Source organism: Erythrobacter sp. NAP1 (genome assembly GCF_000152865.1).
Taxonomy (GTDB): domain Bacteria; phylum Pseudomonadota; class Alphaproteobacteria; order Sphingomonadales; family Sphingomonadaceae; genus Erythrobacter.
Genome location: NZ_CH672390.1, coordinates 320,685 through 337,047, shown reverse-complemented (window position 1 = coordinate 337,047; position 16,363 = coordinate 320,685). Strand labels below are relative to the sequence as shown.

The 16,363-nt window shown below is 62.5% G+C and carries 17 protein-coding genes and 1 pseudogene; 9 read left to right on the top strand and 9 right to left on the bottom strand.

The window, feature by feature from the left end; translation table 11 throughout:
* Positions 1 to 58 precede the first annotated feature (58 nt).
* A complete protein-coding gene (locus NAP1_RS01495) occupies positions 59 to 454 on the top strand; it encodes a nuclear transport factor 2 family protein (protein ID WP_007163440.1) in 396 nt (131 codons plus the stop codon).
* Here the strand turns inward: NAP1_RS01495 and NAP1_RS01490 are convergent.
* The 3 genes from NAP1_RS01490 to NAP1_RS01480 all read right to left on the bottom strand — a co-directional run bounded on the left by NAP1_RS01490 (position 451) and on the right by NAP1_RS01480 (position 3,437).
* Entirely contained in the window at positions 451 to 1,590 is a 1,140-nt protein-coding gene (locus tag NAP1_RS01490; protein WP_007163439.1) for a site-specific DNA-methyltransferase, read from the bottom strand. The two genes, NAP1_RS01495 and NAP1_RS01490, sit on opposite strands and share 4 nt — an antisense overlap.
* 197 nt (positions 1,591 to 1,787) lie before the next feature.
* Positions 1,788 to 2,774 (bottom strand): calcium/sodium antiporter, encoded by a 987-nt coding sequence (locus NAP1_RS01485; RefSeq protein ID WP_007163438.1) that lies wholly within the window; start codon positions 2,772 to 2,774, stop codon positions 1,788 to 1,790.
* Positions 2,775 to 2,816: 42 nt separating this feature from the next.
* Entirely contained in the window at positions 2,817 to 3,437 is a 621-nt protein-coding gene (locus NAP1_RS01480; protein ID WP_007163437.1) for a ribonuclease HII, read from the bottom strand.
* On the opposite strand from NAP1_RS01480, the gene NAP1_RS01475 reads away from it, so the two are divergent.
* From NAP1_RS01475 to NAP1_RS01450, 6 genes are all read left to right on the top strand, one after another.
* On the top strand, positions 3,436 to 4,590 hold the full coding sequence (locus NAP1_RS01475) for a PQQ-dependent sugar dehydrogenase (RefSeq protein ID WP_007163436.1): 1,155 nt from the start codon (positions 3,436 to 3,438) through the stop codon (positions 4,588 to 4,590). The genes NAP1_RS01480 and NAP1_RS01475 overlap by 2 nt on opposite strands.
* Positions 4,591 to 4,640: 50 nt before the next feature.
* On the top strand, positions 4,641 to 5,174 hold the full coding sequence (locus tag NAP1_RS01470; protein WP_007163435.1) for a GNAT family N-acetyltransferase: 534 nt from the start codon (positions 4,641 to 4,643) through the stop codon (positions 5,172 to 5,174).
* Between the two features lie 72 nt (positions 5,175 to 5,246).
* The gene (locus tag NAP1_RS01465; RefSeq protein ID WP_007163434.1) at positions 5,247 to 5,795 is read left to right on the top strand and encodes a DUF1285 domain-containing protein; all 549 of its coding nucleotides are present in this window, start codon (positions 5,247 to 5,249) and stop codon (positions 5,793 to 5,795) included.
* 5 nt (positions 5,796 to 5,800) lie between these two features.
* Positions 5,801 to 6,400 (top strand): CoA pyrophosphatase, encoded by a 600-nt coding sequence (locus NAP1_RS01460; RefSeq protein ID WP_007163433.1) that lies wholly within the window; start codon positions 5,801 to 5,803, stop codon positions 6,398 to 6,400.
* Positions 6,401 to 6,458: 58 nt separating this feature from the next.
* Complete coding sequence (locus NAP1_RS01455; RefSeq protein WP_007163432.1) at positions 6,459 to 7,649, top strand: CCA tRNA nucleotidyltransferase; 1,191 nt, start codon at positions 6,459 to 6,461, stop codon at positions 7,647 to 7,649.
* A 261-nt stretch (positions 7,650 to 7,910) separates the two neighbouring features.
* The gene (locus tag NAP1_RS01450) at positions 7,911 to 8,507 is read left to right on the top strand and encodes a hypothetical protein (protein ID WP_007163431.1); all 597 of its coding nucleotides are present in this window, start codon (positions 7,911 to 7,913) and stop codon (positions 8,505 to 8,507) included.
* Positions 8,508 to 8,746: 239 nt separating this feature from the next.
* Here NAP1_RS01450 and parC read toward each other — a convergent pair.
* Positions 8,747 to 11,039 (bottom strand): annotated as a pseudogene (gene parC / locus NAP1_RS01445) (DNA topoisomerase IV subunit A).
* Between the two features lie 171 nt (positions 11,040 to 11,210).
* Here parC and NAP1_RS01440 point away from each other — a divergent pair.
* Entirely contained in the window at positions 11,211 to 11,765 is a 555-nt protein-coding gene (locus NAP1_RS01440) for a type 1 glutamine amidotransferase domain-containing protein (RefSeq protein WP_007163428.1), read from the top strand.
* A gap of 144 nt (positions 11,766 to 11,909) precedes the next feature.
* On the opposite strand, the gene NAP1_RS01435 is transcribed toward NAP1_RS01440, so the two are convergent.
* The 5 genes from NAP1_RS01435 to NAP1_RS01415 are packed head-to-tail and all read right to left on the bottom strand — an operon-like array spanning position 11,910 to position 15,228.
* Complete coding sequence (locus tag NAP1_RS01435) at positions 11,910 to 12,638, bottom strand: class I SAM-dependent methyltransferase (protein ID WP_007163427.1); 729 nt, start codon at positions 12,636 to 12,638, stop codon at positions 11,910 to 11,912.
* Positions 12,639 to 12,645: 7 nt separating this feature from the next.
* Entirely contained in the window at positions 12,646 to 12,981 is a 336-nt protein-coding gene (locus NAP1_RS01430; protein ID WP_007163426.1) for a 2Fe-2S iron-sulfur cluster-binding protein, read from the bottom strand.
* Positions 12,972 to 14,054: a cysteine desulfurase family protein gene (locus NAP1_RS01425; RefSeq protein ID WP_007163425.1), complete on the bottom strand. Its 1,083-nt coding sequence runs from the start codon at positions 14,052 to 14,054 to the stop codon at positions 12,972 to 12,974. The genes NAP1_RS01430 and NAP1_RS01425 overlap by 10 nt, the downstream gene beginning before the upstream one ends.
* The gene (locus NAP1_RS01420; RefSeq protein WP_156777166.1) at positions 14,051 to 14,308 is read right to left on the bottom strand and encodes a hypothetical protein; all 258 of its coding nucleotides are present in this window, start codon (positions 14,306 to 14,308) and stop codon (positions 14,051 to 14,053) included. Before NAP1_RS01420 ends, NAP1_RS01425 begins: the two co-directional genes overlap by 4 nt.
* Positions 14,305 to 15,228, bottom strand: a complete 924-nt coding sequence (locus NAP1_RS01415; RefSeq protein WP_007163423.1) for a cysteine desulfurase family protein — start codon at positions 15,226 to 15,228, stop codon at positions 14,305 to 14,307. Before NAP1_RS01415 ends, NAP1_RS01420 begins: the two co-directional genes overlap by 4 nt.
* 174 nt (positions 15,229 to 15,402) lie before the next feature.
* On the opposite strand from NAP1_RS01415, the gene NAP1_RS01410 reads away from it, so the two are divergent.
* A complete protein-coding gene (locus tag NAP1_RS01410; protein ID WP_007163422.1) occupies positions 15,403 to 16,059 on the top strand; it encodes an alpha/beta hydrolase in 657 nt (218 codons plus the stop codon).
* Positions 16,060 to 16,363: the final 304 nt, after the last annotated feature.

Sequence of the window (16,363 nt, the reverse complement as noted above, 5' to 3'; positions counted from 1 at the left end):
GCAAGGCGCACATAAATTCCGAAAAGCAGCGATTTCCATGCTGCACACGGAGAGAGACATGGCCAATACGATGACTGCTGGGCTCAGCGCAGAGCACGCCGACTTCTACCGCCGCTTCCAGTCGTTCTGGGCCGATCCATCAGGTGAGCGCGTAGCAGAGATCATCGGTCCGGACGCAGTGATCCATTTCTCAGGACAGGGGACCTTCACCGGTGAGGAATACAAGGCGGTGATGCAGGGACTGCTCGACCAGATGGAGGGCCTCGAAGTCACGCCGCTCGACTGCGCGGGCAATGGCGACCAGCTTTACATCCACTGGCGCACGAGCGTGCCGATCGACGGAAAGCGCGTCGAGTATGTCGGCTTCGACCGCTTTACCGTGCGCGATGGCATGGCGGTCGAGGAATATGTGATCTTCGATACGGCGGTGCTGGCTGCCGCGGATGCGGGTTAGTCCTCGCTGGCCAGCCGGTAGAGTTCACGTGCAGCGTCGACCGGCTTGATCTCGCCACCATTCTCGTAGTGCCAGAAGGTCCAGCCATTGCAGCTGGGCGCCTCTTGCAACTCCTTGCCGAGCCCGTGGATCGAGCCGACTTTTCCGTCACAATCGAGCGATCCGTCGGCGCGCACGGTGGCTACCCAGCGGCGCTTCTTGTCGAAAACCTGCGTGCCCGGCGGGATGAGACCGTTTTCGACCACGGCACCAAAGGCCACACGCGGGGCGGCTTTCTTGGATTGCATCGTGGTGAGCGCGCTTTCATCGAGAGGAAGCTCTTTCTCGATCCGCTTCATCGCAACGCCGCGGTAGAATTCCTCACGCTCGCATCCGATCCACTCGCGGCCCAGACGCTTGGCAACCGCGCCGGTGGTGCCGGTGCCGAAGAATGGGTCTAGCACAACGTCGCCCTTCTCTGTCGTCGCGAGCAGCACGCGGTAAAGCAGCGCCTCGGGCTTTTGCGTCGGGTGGGCTTTCTTGCCGTTTTCCTTCAGGCGCTCCCCGCCCGAACAGATCGGCAGCACCCAGTCTGAACGCATCTGAAGCTCGTCATTGAGCGTCTTCATCGCCCGGTAATTGAAGTGGTAGCGCGCCTTTTCCCCCTGGCTCGCCCAGATCAGCGTTTCGTGCGCATTGGTGAAGCGCGTGCCCTTGAAATTGGGCATCGGATTGGTCTTGCGCCACACGATGTCGTTGAGGATCCAGAAGCCCAGATCCTGCAGGATGGCACCGCAGCGGAAGATGTTGTGATAGCTGCCGATGACCCACAGCGAGCCATCGGGCTTCAGCACACGGCGCGCTTCGGTCAGCCATTCGCGGGTGAAATCGTCATAGGCTCGGAAGCTGTCGAACTGGTCCCAATGGTCGGTCACGGCATCAACTTCGCTGCCGTCGGGGCGATTGAGATCGCCGCCCAGTTGCAGGTTGTAAGGTGGATCGGCGAACACGCAGTCGACCGAATTGTCGGGCAGCGAACGCATTGCCTCGATGCAGTCACCATCGAGAATCTGGCCCAATGGCAAGGACTTGCGCACGTCATCTGCGACTCTTTGAGAGCCCGCCGCGCGCAGCTTCTGTTTTTCCATCACGCCCATTGTTCTGCCTTCAAGTGATAGTGTTCGCCAAACTTATCCACAGGCATGAGTCCTCGCGGACTCCGCGTCAAGCGCTGAGATTCTGAGGACTTATGGTTAATGCTTGGTAAACGCTCGCAGGCACGGGCAGAACGAAACGAGACCGGCACAAGATGTTGAGTCCCGCTTGTGAGCGCGGACTCCAGATCAAGGGGGTGTTACCCCAAAGACTCGGCTGCCGCCTCAATTTCGATTTCATCGGAGGCTGCCGAATCAGGCGCGCCGAACAGCAGAGCCGTATTTGCTGCAAAGGCAATGAGGAGCACGGCGCCAAGCACACGCCCGATGCTCTTGAAGAACCAAAGCACGGCGAGCAGACCCACCGCACTCGCGGTCAGCAATGCCATCTGCAGCCCGACAAGCTCCTGAGGCAGCGCGAAAGGCGCGATGCTCATTGTCGCACCGCCGATCAGCAGGATGTTGTAGATGTTCGAGCCGAGCACGTTTCCGATCGCCAGCCCCGACTTGCCGCGCAGCGCCGCTGCGATCGATGCCGCCAGTTCCGGGAGCGATGTTCCGATTGCCACCACGGTCAGGCCGATCACCGTCTCAGGCACCTTGAAGATCGTTGCTAGCGAAATCGCGCCCGTCACCAGAGCGTTGCCCCCCGCCACCAGAATGCCGAGCCCGACAAGGAACAGTGCTGAGGCAACAACGATGCCGGTCGGCTTGTCCGAAGAGTCCTCCTCCTCGATCGAGGCTGCCCCTGGATGGCGATAGCGCCAAACGATGTAGACGAGGATCCCGGCAAGAAGGGCAAAGCCGATCCACCGCGCACCAAGCTGCGACCACGCAAGCGCCCACAAGAGCAGCGTCACGCCCAGCGCCACAACCGCATCGCGCCGTCCGGTTCCGATCAGCGCAATCGGCATGACCAGCGCCGAAACGCCAAGGATCAGCAGCGTGTTCGCGAGGTTCGAACCGACGATATTGCCCCAGGCAATCTCGGGAGAGCCAGCAAGACTCGCCTGAACGCTCGCCACCATTTCAGGCATCGAGGTCGCGAAGCCGACGATCACGAGCCCTGTAAACAAGGTCGAAACGCCAAGCTTCTCCGCGATCCCTACAGAGCCGCGCACGAGGAGTTCACCGCCAATCGCAAGGCCGACCAGCCCCGCGACGCTCAACAGGATCGCTTCAGTCATGCAGCGGGGCCTAGGGCCAGCGGCTCGCGATCACAACCACGATCAAAGAAGCGATGCTTGCGCAACGGGCGCAAAGCTCTGGCGGTGCAGACTTGTAGGACCATGCAGGCGTAACGCCTCCATATGTTCCTTGGTTCCATAGCCCTTGTTGCGCTCCCACCCATAGGCCGGATGCGCGCGCGCGGCCGCGATCATCATCCGGTCGCGCCATTCCTTCGCGATAATGGAGGCAGCGCCGATGCTGGGCTCGATCCCGTCGCCGCCCACGATAGCGCGCGCAGGCCAGCGCCATTCGGCACACCGTCGCTCGGGCGTCTGGTTGCCGTCGATCAGGACAATGTCGGGAGAGCCGGGCAACTGCGCGGCCAGATCGCGCACGCAGCGCGTCATCGCCTCCATGGTCGCCTGGAAGATGTTGAGCCGGTCGATCTCGTCGGCCTCGACCACCGCGACAGCCCATTTGCAGCAGGCGCGCAGTTCCTCGTCGAGCGCGGCGCGCCGCTTGGCGGATAATTTCTTGGAATCCCCGATCCCTGCGGGTAGTCCCTCCCCCAGCACAACCGCAGCGGCGACCACCGGTCCTGCAAGCGGCCCACGCCCGGCCTCGTCGACCCCTATGATGATGGACCGGCTATCAGACGCCTGATTGAGAGATTTAACCATGAAGACCTTTGCTCAGATGACCGCCGGATTTTCGCTCAGCGCTCTCGCGCTCGCAAGCTGCGCGCAGGCGGAAAGCGTGGAAAGCACCGCCACGGCAAGCGGCGCAGCGATGTCGATCAGCGAAATGGCGACGATCGAGCAGCCGTGGGCGATCGAATTCATGCCCGGCACTTCCATGCTGGCGATAACGATCAAGGAAGGCGGTCTGATGCTGATGGACACGTCCAACGGCTCGATGATCGAAGTTGGCGGCGCTCCCGAAGTGGCCTTTGGCGGTCAAGGCGGGTTCGGCGATGTCGCCTTCCTGCCGAGCGAGGCCGGTTCCGCTGGTCCGCGCACAATCTATCTCAGTTGGGCGGAATTCGGCGAAGATGGCGATACGCGCGGCGCGGTAGTGGGACGCGGCAACCTTGCCTGCGACAGCGGTAACACCGCGTGCAACATCGAAGGCCTCGAAGTGATCTGGCGTCAGGCGCCCAAGGTCACTGGGCGCGGTCACTATTCGCACCGCATCTCCTTCTCGCCCGATGAGCAGTATATGTATGTCGCAAGCGGCGACCGTCAAAAGCTGACCCCTGCGCAGGATCTCACCAACACGCTCGGCACCATTGTACGCCTCAACCTCGACGGCACGCCTGCCCAAGGCAATCCATTCGCCGACCGGGGCGGCGTCACGGCAGAAATCTGGTCCTACGGCCACCGCAACATCCTTGGCATGGACTGGGATGCACAAGGTCGCCTCTGGGATGTCGAGCACGGTCCGGCTGGCGGGGATGAGTTCAACCTCGTCGCAGAGGGCGCCAATTACGGCTGGCCCACGCGTTCCTACGGCAATCACTATAACGGCGACCCGATCACCGACCACTCGCCCGACGACGGCTTCACCAAGCCCGCGGTCCACTGGACGCCGGTGATCGCGCCGGGCGACATGATCTTCTACACCGGAGACATGTTCGCCGACTGGAACGGCGATGCGCTGATTGCAGGCCTGTCGAGCAACGCCATCGTGCGCGTCGAACTGACGGGCGATGGCGGCGCGACCGAAGCAGAGCGAATCGACATCGACGGCCGCGTGCGCTCTATCGACGAGGCTCCCGACGGCTCGATCTGGCTGGCAACCGATCAGGGCAAGGTGATGAAGGTCAGCATGTGAGAGCCCGCCCAGTTGCAGGCCTCAGACACAGCGAGTAATCGCGCCGCTCGATGAGCAACGACACGGCAACCCTGATTCCGCTGAGCGCGGTCGAACCGGTTATGGTCGAGCAATTGCTGGACCGTGTTTTCGGTGAGGATCGCCATGCGCGCACCGCCTATCGTATTCGTGCAGGCATGAACTGGCTCGAGGCGCTGAGCTTTGCCGCGCTCGACGCCGACGACATGCTGGTCGCGACGATCCAGTGCTGGCCGGTCGCACTGCATGACCGCGAAGGTCGCCCGGTGCCGCTCGTGATGGTGGGGCCGGTTGCTGTCGTTCCCGAAAGACAGGGCGAAGGATTTGGCGTCGGGCTTATGACCGCAATGCTCGATGCCGAGCGCCGCATGGCCGCCGATGGAGCGCCGCCGCTGGCGCAGGTCCTGATTGGCGATGCGGAATATTACGGACGTTTCGGTTTCAGCGCGGCGGCGACCGGCGGCTGGAAATGCCCCGGCCCTTACGAAGCCGAGCGCCTGCTCGCCCGCGGCGCAGCGCTGAGCGCGATGCCAGCCGAGGGGATGCTGGGGCCGTGGGGTAAGTGAAAGAGCGCGGATGCGAGTGCGGTAACAAACACCTCTTCACTACGCTGTGCTGATCTGCCATCGCACGCTGCGATGCCTTACGAACCCCCTCCCTATCTCGCCGAACTCACCCTTGCCCAAATCGCCGAGCAGGTGGCGCAGCGAAAGCTGCCGCCGGTCGAAGGCTGGGCGCCGCAGAAATCGGGCGACAGCCAGATGCGCATCGCTGCCGATGGCACATGGTACCACGAAGGCGACCCTATTCGCCGGCCTGCCATGGTGCGCGCCTTCTCCGGCTTGCTCACCCGCGATGAGAGCGGCCAGCACTGGCTCGTCACCCCGTTTGAAAAGCTCACTATCGAGGTCGAGGACGCCGCCTTCATCGCGGTCGATTGCACCCGGACCGAGGGCGACCTCGCCTTCCGGCTCAACACCGACGACCTCGTGATCGCAGGCCCCGACCATGCGCTGCGCGTCGCTGGCGATCCTGACACGCCCGCCATCTATCTCCACGCCCGGCGCGGATGCGAGGCGCGGCTCAACCGCTCGACCTACACCCAGCTGGCTGAGATCGCGCTTGAGACCGGCGGAGACGACTGGATCGTCTCAAGCCAGGGCGCGCTTTTCTCGCTGAGGGGCTGAAGCGTTTGAGCGCACTCTTCAACACGCTGTCAGGTTTGTTCGAGGAAGGCCATTCGCGTAAAGTCGATGGCCTCCTGACCGACTCCGCCTTCGCACAGGCCGAGCGCCAGACCCCGGCGGCAGTGCTGATCGCTATTACCGAACGTGAACGTCCCGGAGTGCTTCTCACCCAGCGCCCCAATGACATGCGCGATCATCCCGGCCAGGTCGCCTTTCCCGGCGGCAAGGTCGATGCGGGCGAAGACGCCGTGACCGCTGCCTTGCGCGAGGCGGAAGAGGAACTCGCCCTGCCACGCAGCGAAGTAAGCCTGATCGGGACGACTGATCTCTACCAGACCGGAACCGGGTTCGACATCACCCCGGTCGTGGGCGTGGTGCCGCCTGACTTGCCGCTCGAACCCAGCCCCAGCGAAGTCGCCGCGTGGTTCGAAGCGCCGCTCGACCTGCTGCTCGATGCCGACAGCTGGACCGCGAACGAGGTCTTCTGGCGCGGGCGCACGCGGCGCTATCTGGAGATGGATTACGAGGGCTTTCGCATCTGGGGCGTCACCGCCGCGATCATCATGAACCTCTCTAAACGCATCGACGCATCGCGCTTGCGGTGATCGCGAGAGCATTGCAGCGCTTGTCTTTAACCAGTTTCTTGGATTAGCGGACAAAGCCGTGACCAACCCGCTTCAAAACGCCGACTGGCCCCGCCGCGATGGCCTTACCGCGCTGACCACAGCGCTGGGCGCTCAGCATATCCGCTGGGTCGGCGGCGCGGTGCGCGATACGCTGCTTGGCGTTGCCGTGCACGACGTCGATTGCGCGACCACGCACACGCCCGATCAGGTGATCGACCTTTGCGCCGACGCTGGGATCCGAACCGTTCCCACGGGCATCGAGCATGGCACCGTCACCGCGATCCTCAAAGACGGGCCGGTCGAAGTCACCACGCTGCGCCGCGATGTCGCGACCGACGGGAGGCGCGCGACCGTCGCATTCGCCACCGAATGGCGCGAGGATGCCGCGCGCCGCGATTTCACCATCAACGCGCTTTATGCGCATCCCGAAACGCTCGAGGTCTCGGACTATTTTGGCGGGCTCGACGATCTGGCCAAACGGCGCGTGCGTTTCATCGGCGATGCCCGCCAGCGCATTGCCGAGGATCACCTGCGGATTCTTCGCTACTACCGTTTCCAGGCGCGCTTTGGGGCCGAGCTTGACCCGGAAGCCGAAGACGCCTGCTCCGAACTGTCGGCCACGCTCAAGGGCCTCAGCCGCGAGCGGGTGGCCGATGAACTGCTCAAGCTGCTCTCGCTGCCCGATCCCGGCGCAACGATAGAGCGCATGTTCGACCGCGCGGTGCTGCGCGTGATCCTGCCCGAAACCGCGCTTCGCCATGTCGAGCAATTGCGCGAGTTGATCGAGCGCGAGGCAGAGCAAGGTTTTGCCCCCGACCCGATCCGCCGCCTCGCCACGCTGCTGCCGCCCTCGCCCGATGTGGCTGAAGGTGTGGCGGCTCGACTGCGTCTTTCCAAGGCCCAGCGCGCGCAGCTGGTCTCCGCGTCCGAAAGGCTCGGCCACGATGTCAGCAACCCAAGGGTGCTCGCCTACGAGCTTGGTAACGCCTTTGCGATCGACCGCCTGCTGCTGCTGGGTGAGGACGCCGCCGCGATAGCCGGCTGGCAAGCTCCGACCTTCCCATTGAAGGGCGGCGCGATCGTTGCGCGCGGTGTTGCGGCGGGACCAGACGTCGCGCGTATCCTTCAACTCGTCGAGAAGCGATGGGTCAGCGAAGGTTTCCCAAGCGAAGCCCGCGTCGAAGAGCTGCTCTGTGAAGAGCTTGAACGCTCTGGATTTTCTGCCTGACCTTTACGTTAAGGTGAGCTTCAGTCGGCCTTCCCTACACGGGAGTCCAAGTCACCGACTTGTCATTTTGGCTCCGTGCCATTAGGGAACCGCACCGCGTCTCGGCCGTTTTCGGTTGTGCGCGCTTCCATCGCTGTAGGACTGCCAATTGGCATGTGCGCCGCCTCCGGGCGGAATGTTCGCAAAGTTCTTCACGCGCGCGCTGCCCTCTCATCACACGGCGGCCATCCGAGGAATACAGTAACTGGAGAGTTATCAATTATGAAGTTTGCAAAGCTGGCTGTCCTGGCCACCGCCATGGCTGTGACCCCGATCGCGGCAAATGCGCAAGACGTTGGCGCAACCGTTTACGGCAATGACGACGCGCCCATCGGCACCGTCGAAGCCAACGCCGACGGCATCGTCACCGTCAACACCGGCAAGCACGCCGCTCCGCTGCCAGCAAACCTCCTCGCCGAGCGCGAAGGCAAGTGGACCGTCAACGCCACCAAGGCACAGATCGACGGCATGATGGACCAGCAGGTCGCCCAGGCGAATGCAGCGCGTGACGCCGCTCTCGTCGAAGGCGCGATGGTCATGAGTGCAGACGGTATGCCCGCAGGCGTGATCTACACCGTCGACAGCGAAGACACCGTCATCGTCAAGAATGACGGCGGCATCGTCACGCTGACCCGCGAAGCTTTCGCAGCGGACGCGAACGGCCAGCTGATGGCTCTGTATTCGATGGAGCAGCTGACCGCGAACACCACTGCCGTTCCCGAAGGCGCCGAAATCCTGACCCCGGCACAGGCCGCGGCCAAGGAAGCCGAAATGGCAGCGACCGCTGAAGGCGAAGCCGCAGCAGGCGCGAGCGAGTAACGCTCACTTGAAATTGCAAGGGCCTTCGCAAGAGGGTCTCTCAAGAACCGCGGTCATCGGGGATGGTGACCGCGGTTTTTGTTTGGGTGGTGGCTATTACCCCCCAACTCCTACTCGTCATTGCGAGGAGCGTCAGCGACGAAGCAATCCATGGCGCAACCTATCGAACCCTCGCGAGTTCAGATGCTCTTTCCATGGATTGCCGCGCGCCCTGCGGGCGCTCGCAATGACGGTTGAGCTCAACCGAATCGATTGTTCTTCGGGAACCCTTGCGGCGGCAGGCGCCCGGCTGCCCCCCTCGCAACTTTCCATTGCCAGATGTCATTCTCGGTTCGGGTGCGTTCGCCCGATCCGCCCATCTGCCAGCTGAGGCCATCCTCGAGCACGAAGGTCGTCGCATCCGACAGCCCGCCATCGCGGTAGCGTTGCAGCATCACGCCCTGCCCGCGTGCCATGACAGGCATTTCCTCAAGATTGAAGACGATCAGCTTGCGGTTCTCGCCCACTGCCGCGACGTGGTCATGGTTCTCGGGGACTTCGCGGATCACCTGCAGCTTGGCATCGCCCTTGAGGTTGACGACCTGCTTGCCTTTCTTGGTTTCGGCCAGCAGTTCCTTGGTCTCGGCGATAAAGCCCTTGCCGATGCTGGAAGCGAGCAGAAGCTTGCCCCCTTCCTTGTGCACCATCATCGCAGCGATCTGCGTTTCGGCAGGCAGGTCGATCATGGTGCGAACCGGTTCGCCAAATCCGCGCGCGCCGGGCAACTTGTCCGCGCCCAGCGTGTAGAAACGCCCGTCGCTGCCCGCGATCAGCAGCTTGTCGGTGGTCTGCGCGTGGAGGATGAAAGCGAGCGCGTCGCCTTCCTTGTATTTGAACTCCTGCGCGAGATCGACGTGACCCTTGGCCGCGCGGATCCAGCCCTTTTGCGAGAGGATCACCGTCACCGGCTCCTTCTCGATCATCGCGTCCATGCTGAATTCGACCGCAGGCGCGGCCTCCTCGATCCGCGTGCGGCGTGCGCCGAGCGCGGTGTCTTCGGCGTAGTCCTTGCGAAGCGCGCGCAGGTCCTTCTTCAACCGCGTGCGCTGGCGCGCCGGGCTTTCGAGAAGCTTGTTCAGCTCTTCCTGCTCAGCCAGCAGTTCGCTCTTTTCCTGCTTGAGCTCCATTTCCTCAAGCTTGCGCAAAGAACGCAGCCGCATGTTGAGGATCGCCTCGGCCTGACGGTCGGTGAGGCTGAACTCGGCCATCATCACGGCCTTGGGCTCGTCCTCGTATCGGATGATTTCGATCACCCGGTCGAGGTTGAGGAAGGCGACAATGTAGCCGTCGACCAGCTCCAGCCGCCGTTCAATCTGGCCGAGCCGGTAGCGGGTGCGGCGCTGGAGAATCTCAATCTGCGCGGCGGTCCAATTCTGGAGCAGTTCTTTCAGCCCCATGACCATCGGCGTGCGGGTCGCGTCGAGCACGTTCATGTTGAGCCCGAAGCGGGTCTCCATGTCGGTCAGCTTGAAGATCGATTCCTTGAGCAGATCCGGATCGACATTGCGGCTGCGCGGGACGAGCACGATGCGGATGCTCTCATCGCTTTCATCGCGCACATCTTCGAGGATCGGCAGCTTCTTGTCGGCGATCGCCTGCGCGATCTGTTCGATCAGCTTGCCCTTGGCAACCTGGTACGGGATTTCGGAGATGACGAGCTGCCACTGGCCGCCGCCCAGCCGCTCGATACCCGCTTCGATGTCCTCCGTTTTTTCGGCTTCGGGTGCGTGGAAGACGCCGCGCAAGCGGAAGCTGCCGCGACCTGTGCGATAGGCCTCGGACAGCACTTCCGCGCTGTCGACCAGTTGGCCGCCTGTCGCAAAATCGGGCCCCGGCATCAACTCCATCAGCCGCTCATGCTCGACATGCGGATTGTCGATCAGCTCAAGCGTCGCGTCGATCACTTCGGCCACGTTGTGCGAGGGGATGTTGGTCGCCATGCCCACCGCGATCCCGCTCGCACCGTTGCCGAGCAGGTTGGGGAACAGTCCGGGCATCAGCTCGGGCTCTTCCTCTTCGCCGTTATAGGTCGGGATGAAATCGACCGTGCCCGCATCCAGCCCTTCCATCAGCTGGATCGCGGTCTTGGTCAGCGCGCCTCGGTGTAGCGATAGGCGGCGGCGTTATCGCCATCGATATTGCCGAAATTGCCCTGCCCCTCGACCAGCGGATAGCGAAGCGAGAAATCTGAGCGAGGCGCACCATCGCGTCATAGGCGGCGGTGTCGCCATGCGGGTGATACTTACCGATCACCTCACCAACGACGCGCGCGGACTTCTTGAACCCGCTCGACGGATCGAGCTTCAGCTGGCGCATGGTCCACAGCAGCCGCCGGTGAACCGGCTTCAGCCCATCACGCAGGTCCGGTAGCGAGCGCGCCGTGATCGTGGAGAGCGCATAGACAAGGTAACGCTCGGACAAGGCGGCATCGAAGGGTGCATCGACGATTGTGTCGAATTCATCAGAATCATCGGTAGTCGTGGGTTCAGCCATCCCACCCGCTTAGCAACGCCTTGCCGGTGGGTGGAGAGGCGTTTCCACAGGGAAACTTGGATTTGCAGCTGGTCCCGGCTCACGCACAGCCAGACGGCGGATTTGGAACGCTATCCGCCTCCTCTTTGTAGCCCAGATGTACAGCAACTCATCAAACGAAGGGATACAAAGATGAAACGCGTTCTTATCGTCGCAACCGACGGCTTCGAACAATCCGAACTTATGCAGCCCAAACAGATGCTCGAAGAAGCGGGCGCCGAAACCATCGTCGCCAGCCTCGAAGATGGCGAGATCAAGGGCTGGGAAGATGGCGACTGGGGCGAAAGTGTGCCCGTCGACCTGACCATCGATGAAGTGAGCGTTGGCGACTATCACGCACTGCTTCTGCCGGGCGGCCAGATGAACCCCGACATCCTTCGCATGGAAGAGTCGGTGATCAACCTGATCAAGGAATTTGACAATGCGGGCAAGCCAATCGCAGCGATCTGCCACGCACCGTGGCTCCTGATCGAAGCCGACCTTGTCGACGGCAAGACCGTCACCGGCTGGCCCTCGATCCGCACCGACCTCGAAAATGCAGGCGGTGAAGTGATCGACACCCGCGTCGCGTTCGATGGCAACATCATCACCAGCCGCAATCCGGACGACATCCCCGCCTTCACCGAAGCGCTGATGGATGCAACGACGATTTCGAGCGAAGCTGACCGCGTTCTCGAAAACGCCTGATCCGACCAAACAATCAAAGGCCTGACGCCGCGCCTTTCGGAATGCGGAGTTATGGTCGGCCCTTGGCGCACCCCTTCATGGGGTCGACCACTGGCTCCCTCCCCGCCGTGCCCCTCCAAGCGCGGCGGGGTTTTTCATGTCGAGTTACTCTTTTCGCCAGACGGAAATGTGTTTTTCAGCCTCCGCGTCATAAGCCGCGCGAGTCCAGTCGGCATACCGCGCAGTGAGCGTCATTCCTGCCGCTGCGGCCATTCGGTCGCATTCCTCAGGCGATATATAGCGAAACGGAAGCGCCATCCTCCGTACACCGTTGGCATCAAGCCACAGATGATGAGATATCCCTTGCTGATTCTCGAAATCGTATTCGTCGATACCCCAGTGTTCTTCTGTGCAAGCGAAGGCGCGCAAGCGTTCTCTGGTATTTATGTTGGCGTAGGGCGGTAGGCCGTTCTCGACGACGAAGTGCCCCCCTTTCGCCAAATGCTTCGCGGCATTGGTGAAACAGGCGGATTGAGCCTCAAAGCTCGTAAGATTCGACAATGTGTTGAAAACGAGAAAGACCAGCGAAAACTCGCCTTCGATCCTCTTGGTCGCCATGTCTCCCTGAACCAGCGTGATGGCATCGCCACCGGGCTTGCTCTGAAGTTGTGCGCACATGGCTGAAGAAAGTTCGATTCCACTGACCTTGATCCCGGCCTGCGCTAGCGGGATCGAGATGCGCCCCGTTCCGGCCGCGAACTCCAGAGCTGTATCATCGAATGCAAGCTCTCTGAGAAAAGCGACGATTCTTTCCATCTCCGCCGCCGACTGGTTGCAGTGATCGCGATCATAGTGCCGCGCGATCTCCGCAGGAAAGTGGTTTGGCAGGCTCATCGCACGCCTACATCCGCCTCGCGTCGTGGCTTTCGCCAGGCACGCTGACCGTCAGCCCATCGAGCGCCGGCGTAAGGTCGATCTGGCAGGACAGGCGCGAGGTGCGCCGGGCGCCGGCGGCGAAGTCGAGCATGTCCTCTTCCTCTTCGGAAGCTTCGGCGAGCTTCTCGAACCACTCGGCGGCGACGATTACGTGACAGGTCGAGCAGGCCATCTGGCCCTCGCACGTCCCTTCGAGCGGGAGTCCGGCTGCCTGTCCGACCTTGAGCAGATTGTCGCCTACCTTCGCCTCACAGGCTACCGCATTGCCGCGCGGGTCGATGAAGGTGACTTTCAGCCCCACTTATCCTGCTCCTTTGCCGCTGCATTGATCTGCTTTGCCGCCTTCTCGATGTCTTCGAGCGTGGTGTAGCGCCCCCAGCCCAGCCGGATCGAGGATTTTGCCTGCTTGTCGCTGAGCCCGATGGCCTTGAGCACATGGCTCGGGCGGCCCGATCCGCTGGCGCAGGCGCTTCCGGCTGAAAACATCACGTCGCGGCACTCGCTCATCAGGCGGGCAACGTCGAGGCCGTCCTTGCGGATGTTGAGATTGCCCTTGTAGCGAGCCGTGTCGCTCCCATTGAGCTCCCAGCCATCAAAGATCTCGCGGGCGCGGTTCCAGAGTTCTTCGACGTGATGCTCGTCCTCGGCCATGCGCTCCTGGGCGAGCGCTGCCGCCGCACCGAACCCTGCGATCAGAGCCGGACTGAGCGTGCCTGAGCGAAGACCCGCTTCCTGCCCGCCGCCGGTCTGGTGCGCTGTCAGGTCGATGCCGTTCCTCACCCACAAGGCGCCCACGCCCTTGGGTCCGTGGAACTTGTGCGCGCTGACCGCGATCATGTCGGCCTGCGTCACCTCGATCTTGCCGTAGGCCTGCACCGCGTCGATCAGGAAGAGCGCATTGTTCTCCTTCGCCTTGCGATGCCAGTCGATCGTAGGCTGGATCGTCCCGATCTCGTTGTTGACCTGCATCACTGCGATCAGGCGCACGTCATTGGGCACATCCTGCGCAGTGTTGCATTGCCCCTCTTTCGAGACGTTGAGGACATGTTTTGCGCCAATCGCCTCGGCTGTGTCGCTCACCGCCGCGTGTTCGATGGCGGATACCGAAACGGACCCCGTAGTGCCGCTTCCCCTGATCGCGAGGTTCAGCGCCTCGGTCGCGCCGCCGGTGAAGATCACCTGTCCGCCCGGAGGGAAAAGCGCCGCCACCTTCTCGCGCGCCGCCTCGATCGCGGCGGCGGCCTGCCTGCCCAGCTTGTGCGGCGAATGCGGATTGCCGAATCCCATGCCGTCCGGCCCGTCGAGCCACCGCATCATCGCATCGCGCGCTTCGGGCGCGAGGGGGGTGGTGGCCTGGTAGTCGAGATAGATCATGCGCTGGGCACCATGGGTTTAGAGCAATTCGGACAGTTCTGAAGCGTTTCCACTCCCCGGAAATGGGCCGAAATCTTGTGATTGAAACCCGAAAGCCCGCAATTCATGCAGCGCAGCGAGATCAGCGGCCAGAACAGCGCGGCCAGAACGGCGAGGCCGCTCCACGCGGTGTCATTGACCCAAACCTCGATCACGGGGATCAGCCATGCGAACTGGCCGAGTTTGAAATAGACCTTCCACTGGCTGAGCGTCACGAGAGCGACCTCCAAGCTTCTGCAAATTGTTCCAGCTCTTGAGCGGTCGTCGACCAGCCGATGCTGACTCGGATCGTCCGCGAGGCGACGTCATCCGCGACGCCGAACGCGTCGAGCACGCGGCTTTTCTTGAGCGTGCCCGATGAGCATGCGCTTCCGGCCGAGACAGCGAAACCCATGGCATCAAGGCGGATCAGGAGAGCCTGCGCGGAGATGGTGGGGTGCGTGAGTGCGACGATGTAATCGACCGCTTCGCCGATGGTCAGACGGTGCGCGCCAAAGCCTCTGGCAAACGTGGCGCGCTCCTCAGCGGTGGTTGCCCACTCACCCGCTTCGAGCGCTGCCGCCATGCCGATCGCTCCCGGAAGGTTCTCGGTCCCCTGCCGGTATCCGCGCTCGTGCCCGCCCATCGGCTCGAGCAGATTGAATTCGCGCACCAGCAGCGCGCCGATTCCGATGGGCCCGCCGAATTTGTGCGCCGAGACCACCAGCATGTCAGCGTCGGGCAATCCGAGCTTTCCCGCACTCTGCGAGCAGTCGGAGAGGATCAGCGCGCCGGTCGGCCTCACCGTCTCGGCCATTTGCGAAACGGGGTTGATCGTGCCCGTTTCCGAATTGACGTGCTGGACGCAAAGCATTGTCTCGCTGTCGAGCGGCTTTTCTTCGTCGAAGATCTGCGCATCGGGCGCGGCACGGAACACCGCATCGTGCTCGATGGCGCTCACCACCGTCCGTTTTGCCTTTGATCGACCTAGCGCGAGGGCAAGCGCTTCGCTCGCGCCGCTCGTTAAGATCACCTCCCCATCCCAGCCCAGCGCTCGCTTGATCCGCTCGCGCGCGTCTTCAAGCGCCTGCTTCGCCTTGCGCCCTTCGGCATGGGGAGAGGACGGGTTCGCCCACAGCGCAAAGCCCTCCTCCATCGCCGCACGCGCTTCGGAGCGCAGGGGCGAAGTGGCAGCGTGGTCGAGGTAAATACGGGTCTTAATGAGAACGATTCTCGATAAATTGCACAATGGGTTGCGACTCGTATATAGAGCGCAGCCTCGCTGCTGCCAGCCGGTTGTCAGCGCAACCCATTTCACAAGGTTCTACAGATGCCATCAGTCATCTTTCCCGGTCCCGAGGGCCGCCTCGAAGGTCGTTTCTCTCCTCCGCCCCGCCCGCGCGCACCGGTTGCAATGATCCTTCATCCCCACCCAGAAGGCGGCGGCACAATGAACGACCGGATCGTTCAGCGGCTCTACAAGACCTTCGCCGACCGCGGCTTTGCAGTCCTACGTTTCAATTTTCGCGGCGTGGGTCGCAGCCAGGGTTCGTTCGATAATGGTATCGGTGAGCTTTCCGACGCAGCATCCGCACTCGACTGGGTGCAGTCGATCCACCCCGAAGCGCAGACCACCTGGGTCGCTGGCTATTCATTCGGTGCGCTGATCGGCATGCAGCTCTTGATGCGCCGCCCCGAAGTGCGCGGCTTCATCTCGATCGCGCCGCCTGCGAATATGTACGACTTCTCGTTCCTGGCCCCCTGCCCTGCGAGCGGGATTTTCGTGCAAGGCGCTGCCGACACGGTGGTCCAGCCGACCGCCGTCCAGAAGCTCGTCGACAAGCTGCGCACGCAAAAGCACATCACGATCCACCACGACGAGATCCCGCGCGCCAACCACTTCTTCGAGAATGAAATGGAAGAGATGATGGCGAGCGTCGACAACTACCTCGACTTCCGCCTCTCGCCGGATTGTCCGATCAAGTGAGCGTATTCTGGGCGAAGGCGCATCCGCACCTTCGTCCTCGCTAGACGCGCAGCATAGCTGCACCCGCTGCGGGCGGACGCCATCAGTTTTTGGCGCCCTTGCGACGCCTGTGGCGACGACGCAGCGCGACCGATTGTTGCGTCGTGGCGCAAATTTTCTCCACTTCTCAATCGGTTGCGATTGCGAACAGGTCGCAATTGGCAACTCGATAGTTCTTGCCAAGCAAATGTTATGTTGCAACATTCTTCTTCTGCGAGGTGAACCGCCCCTAACGGCAACGCCCCGCAGCGCTCGTCGCGACAAG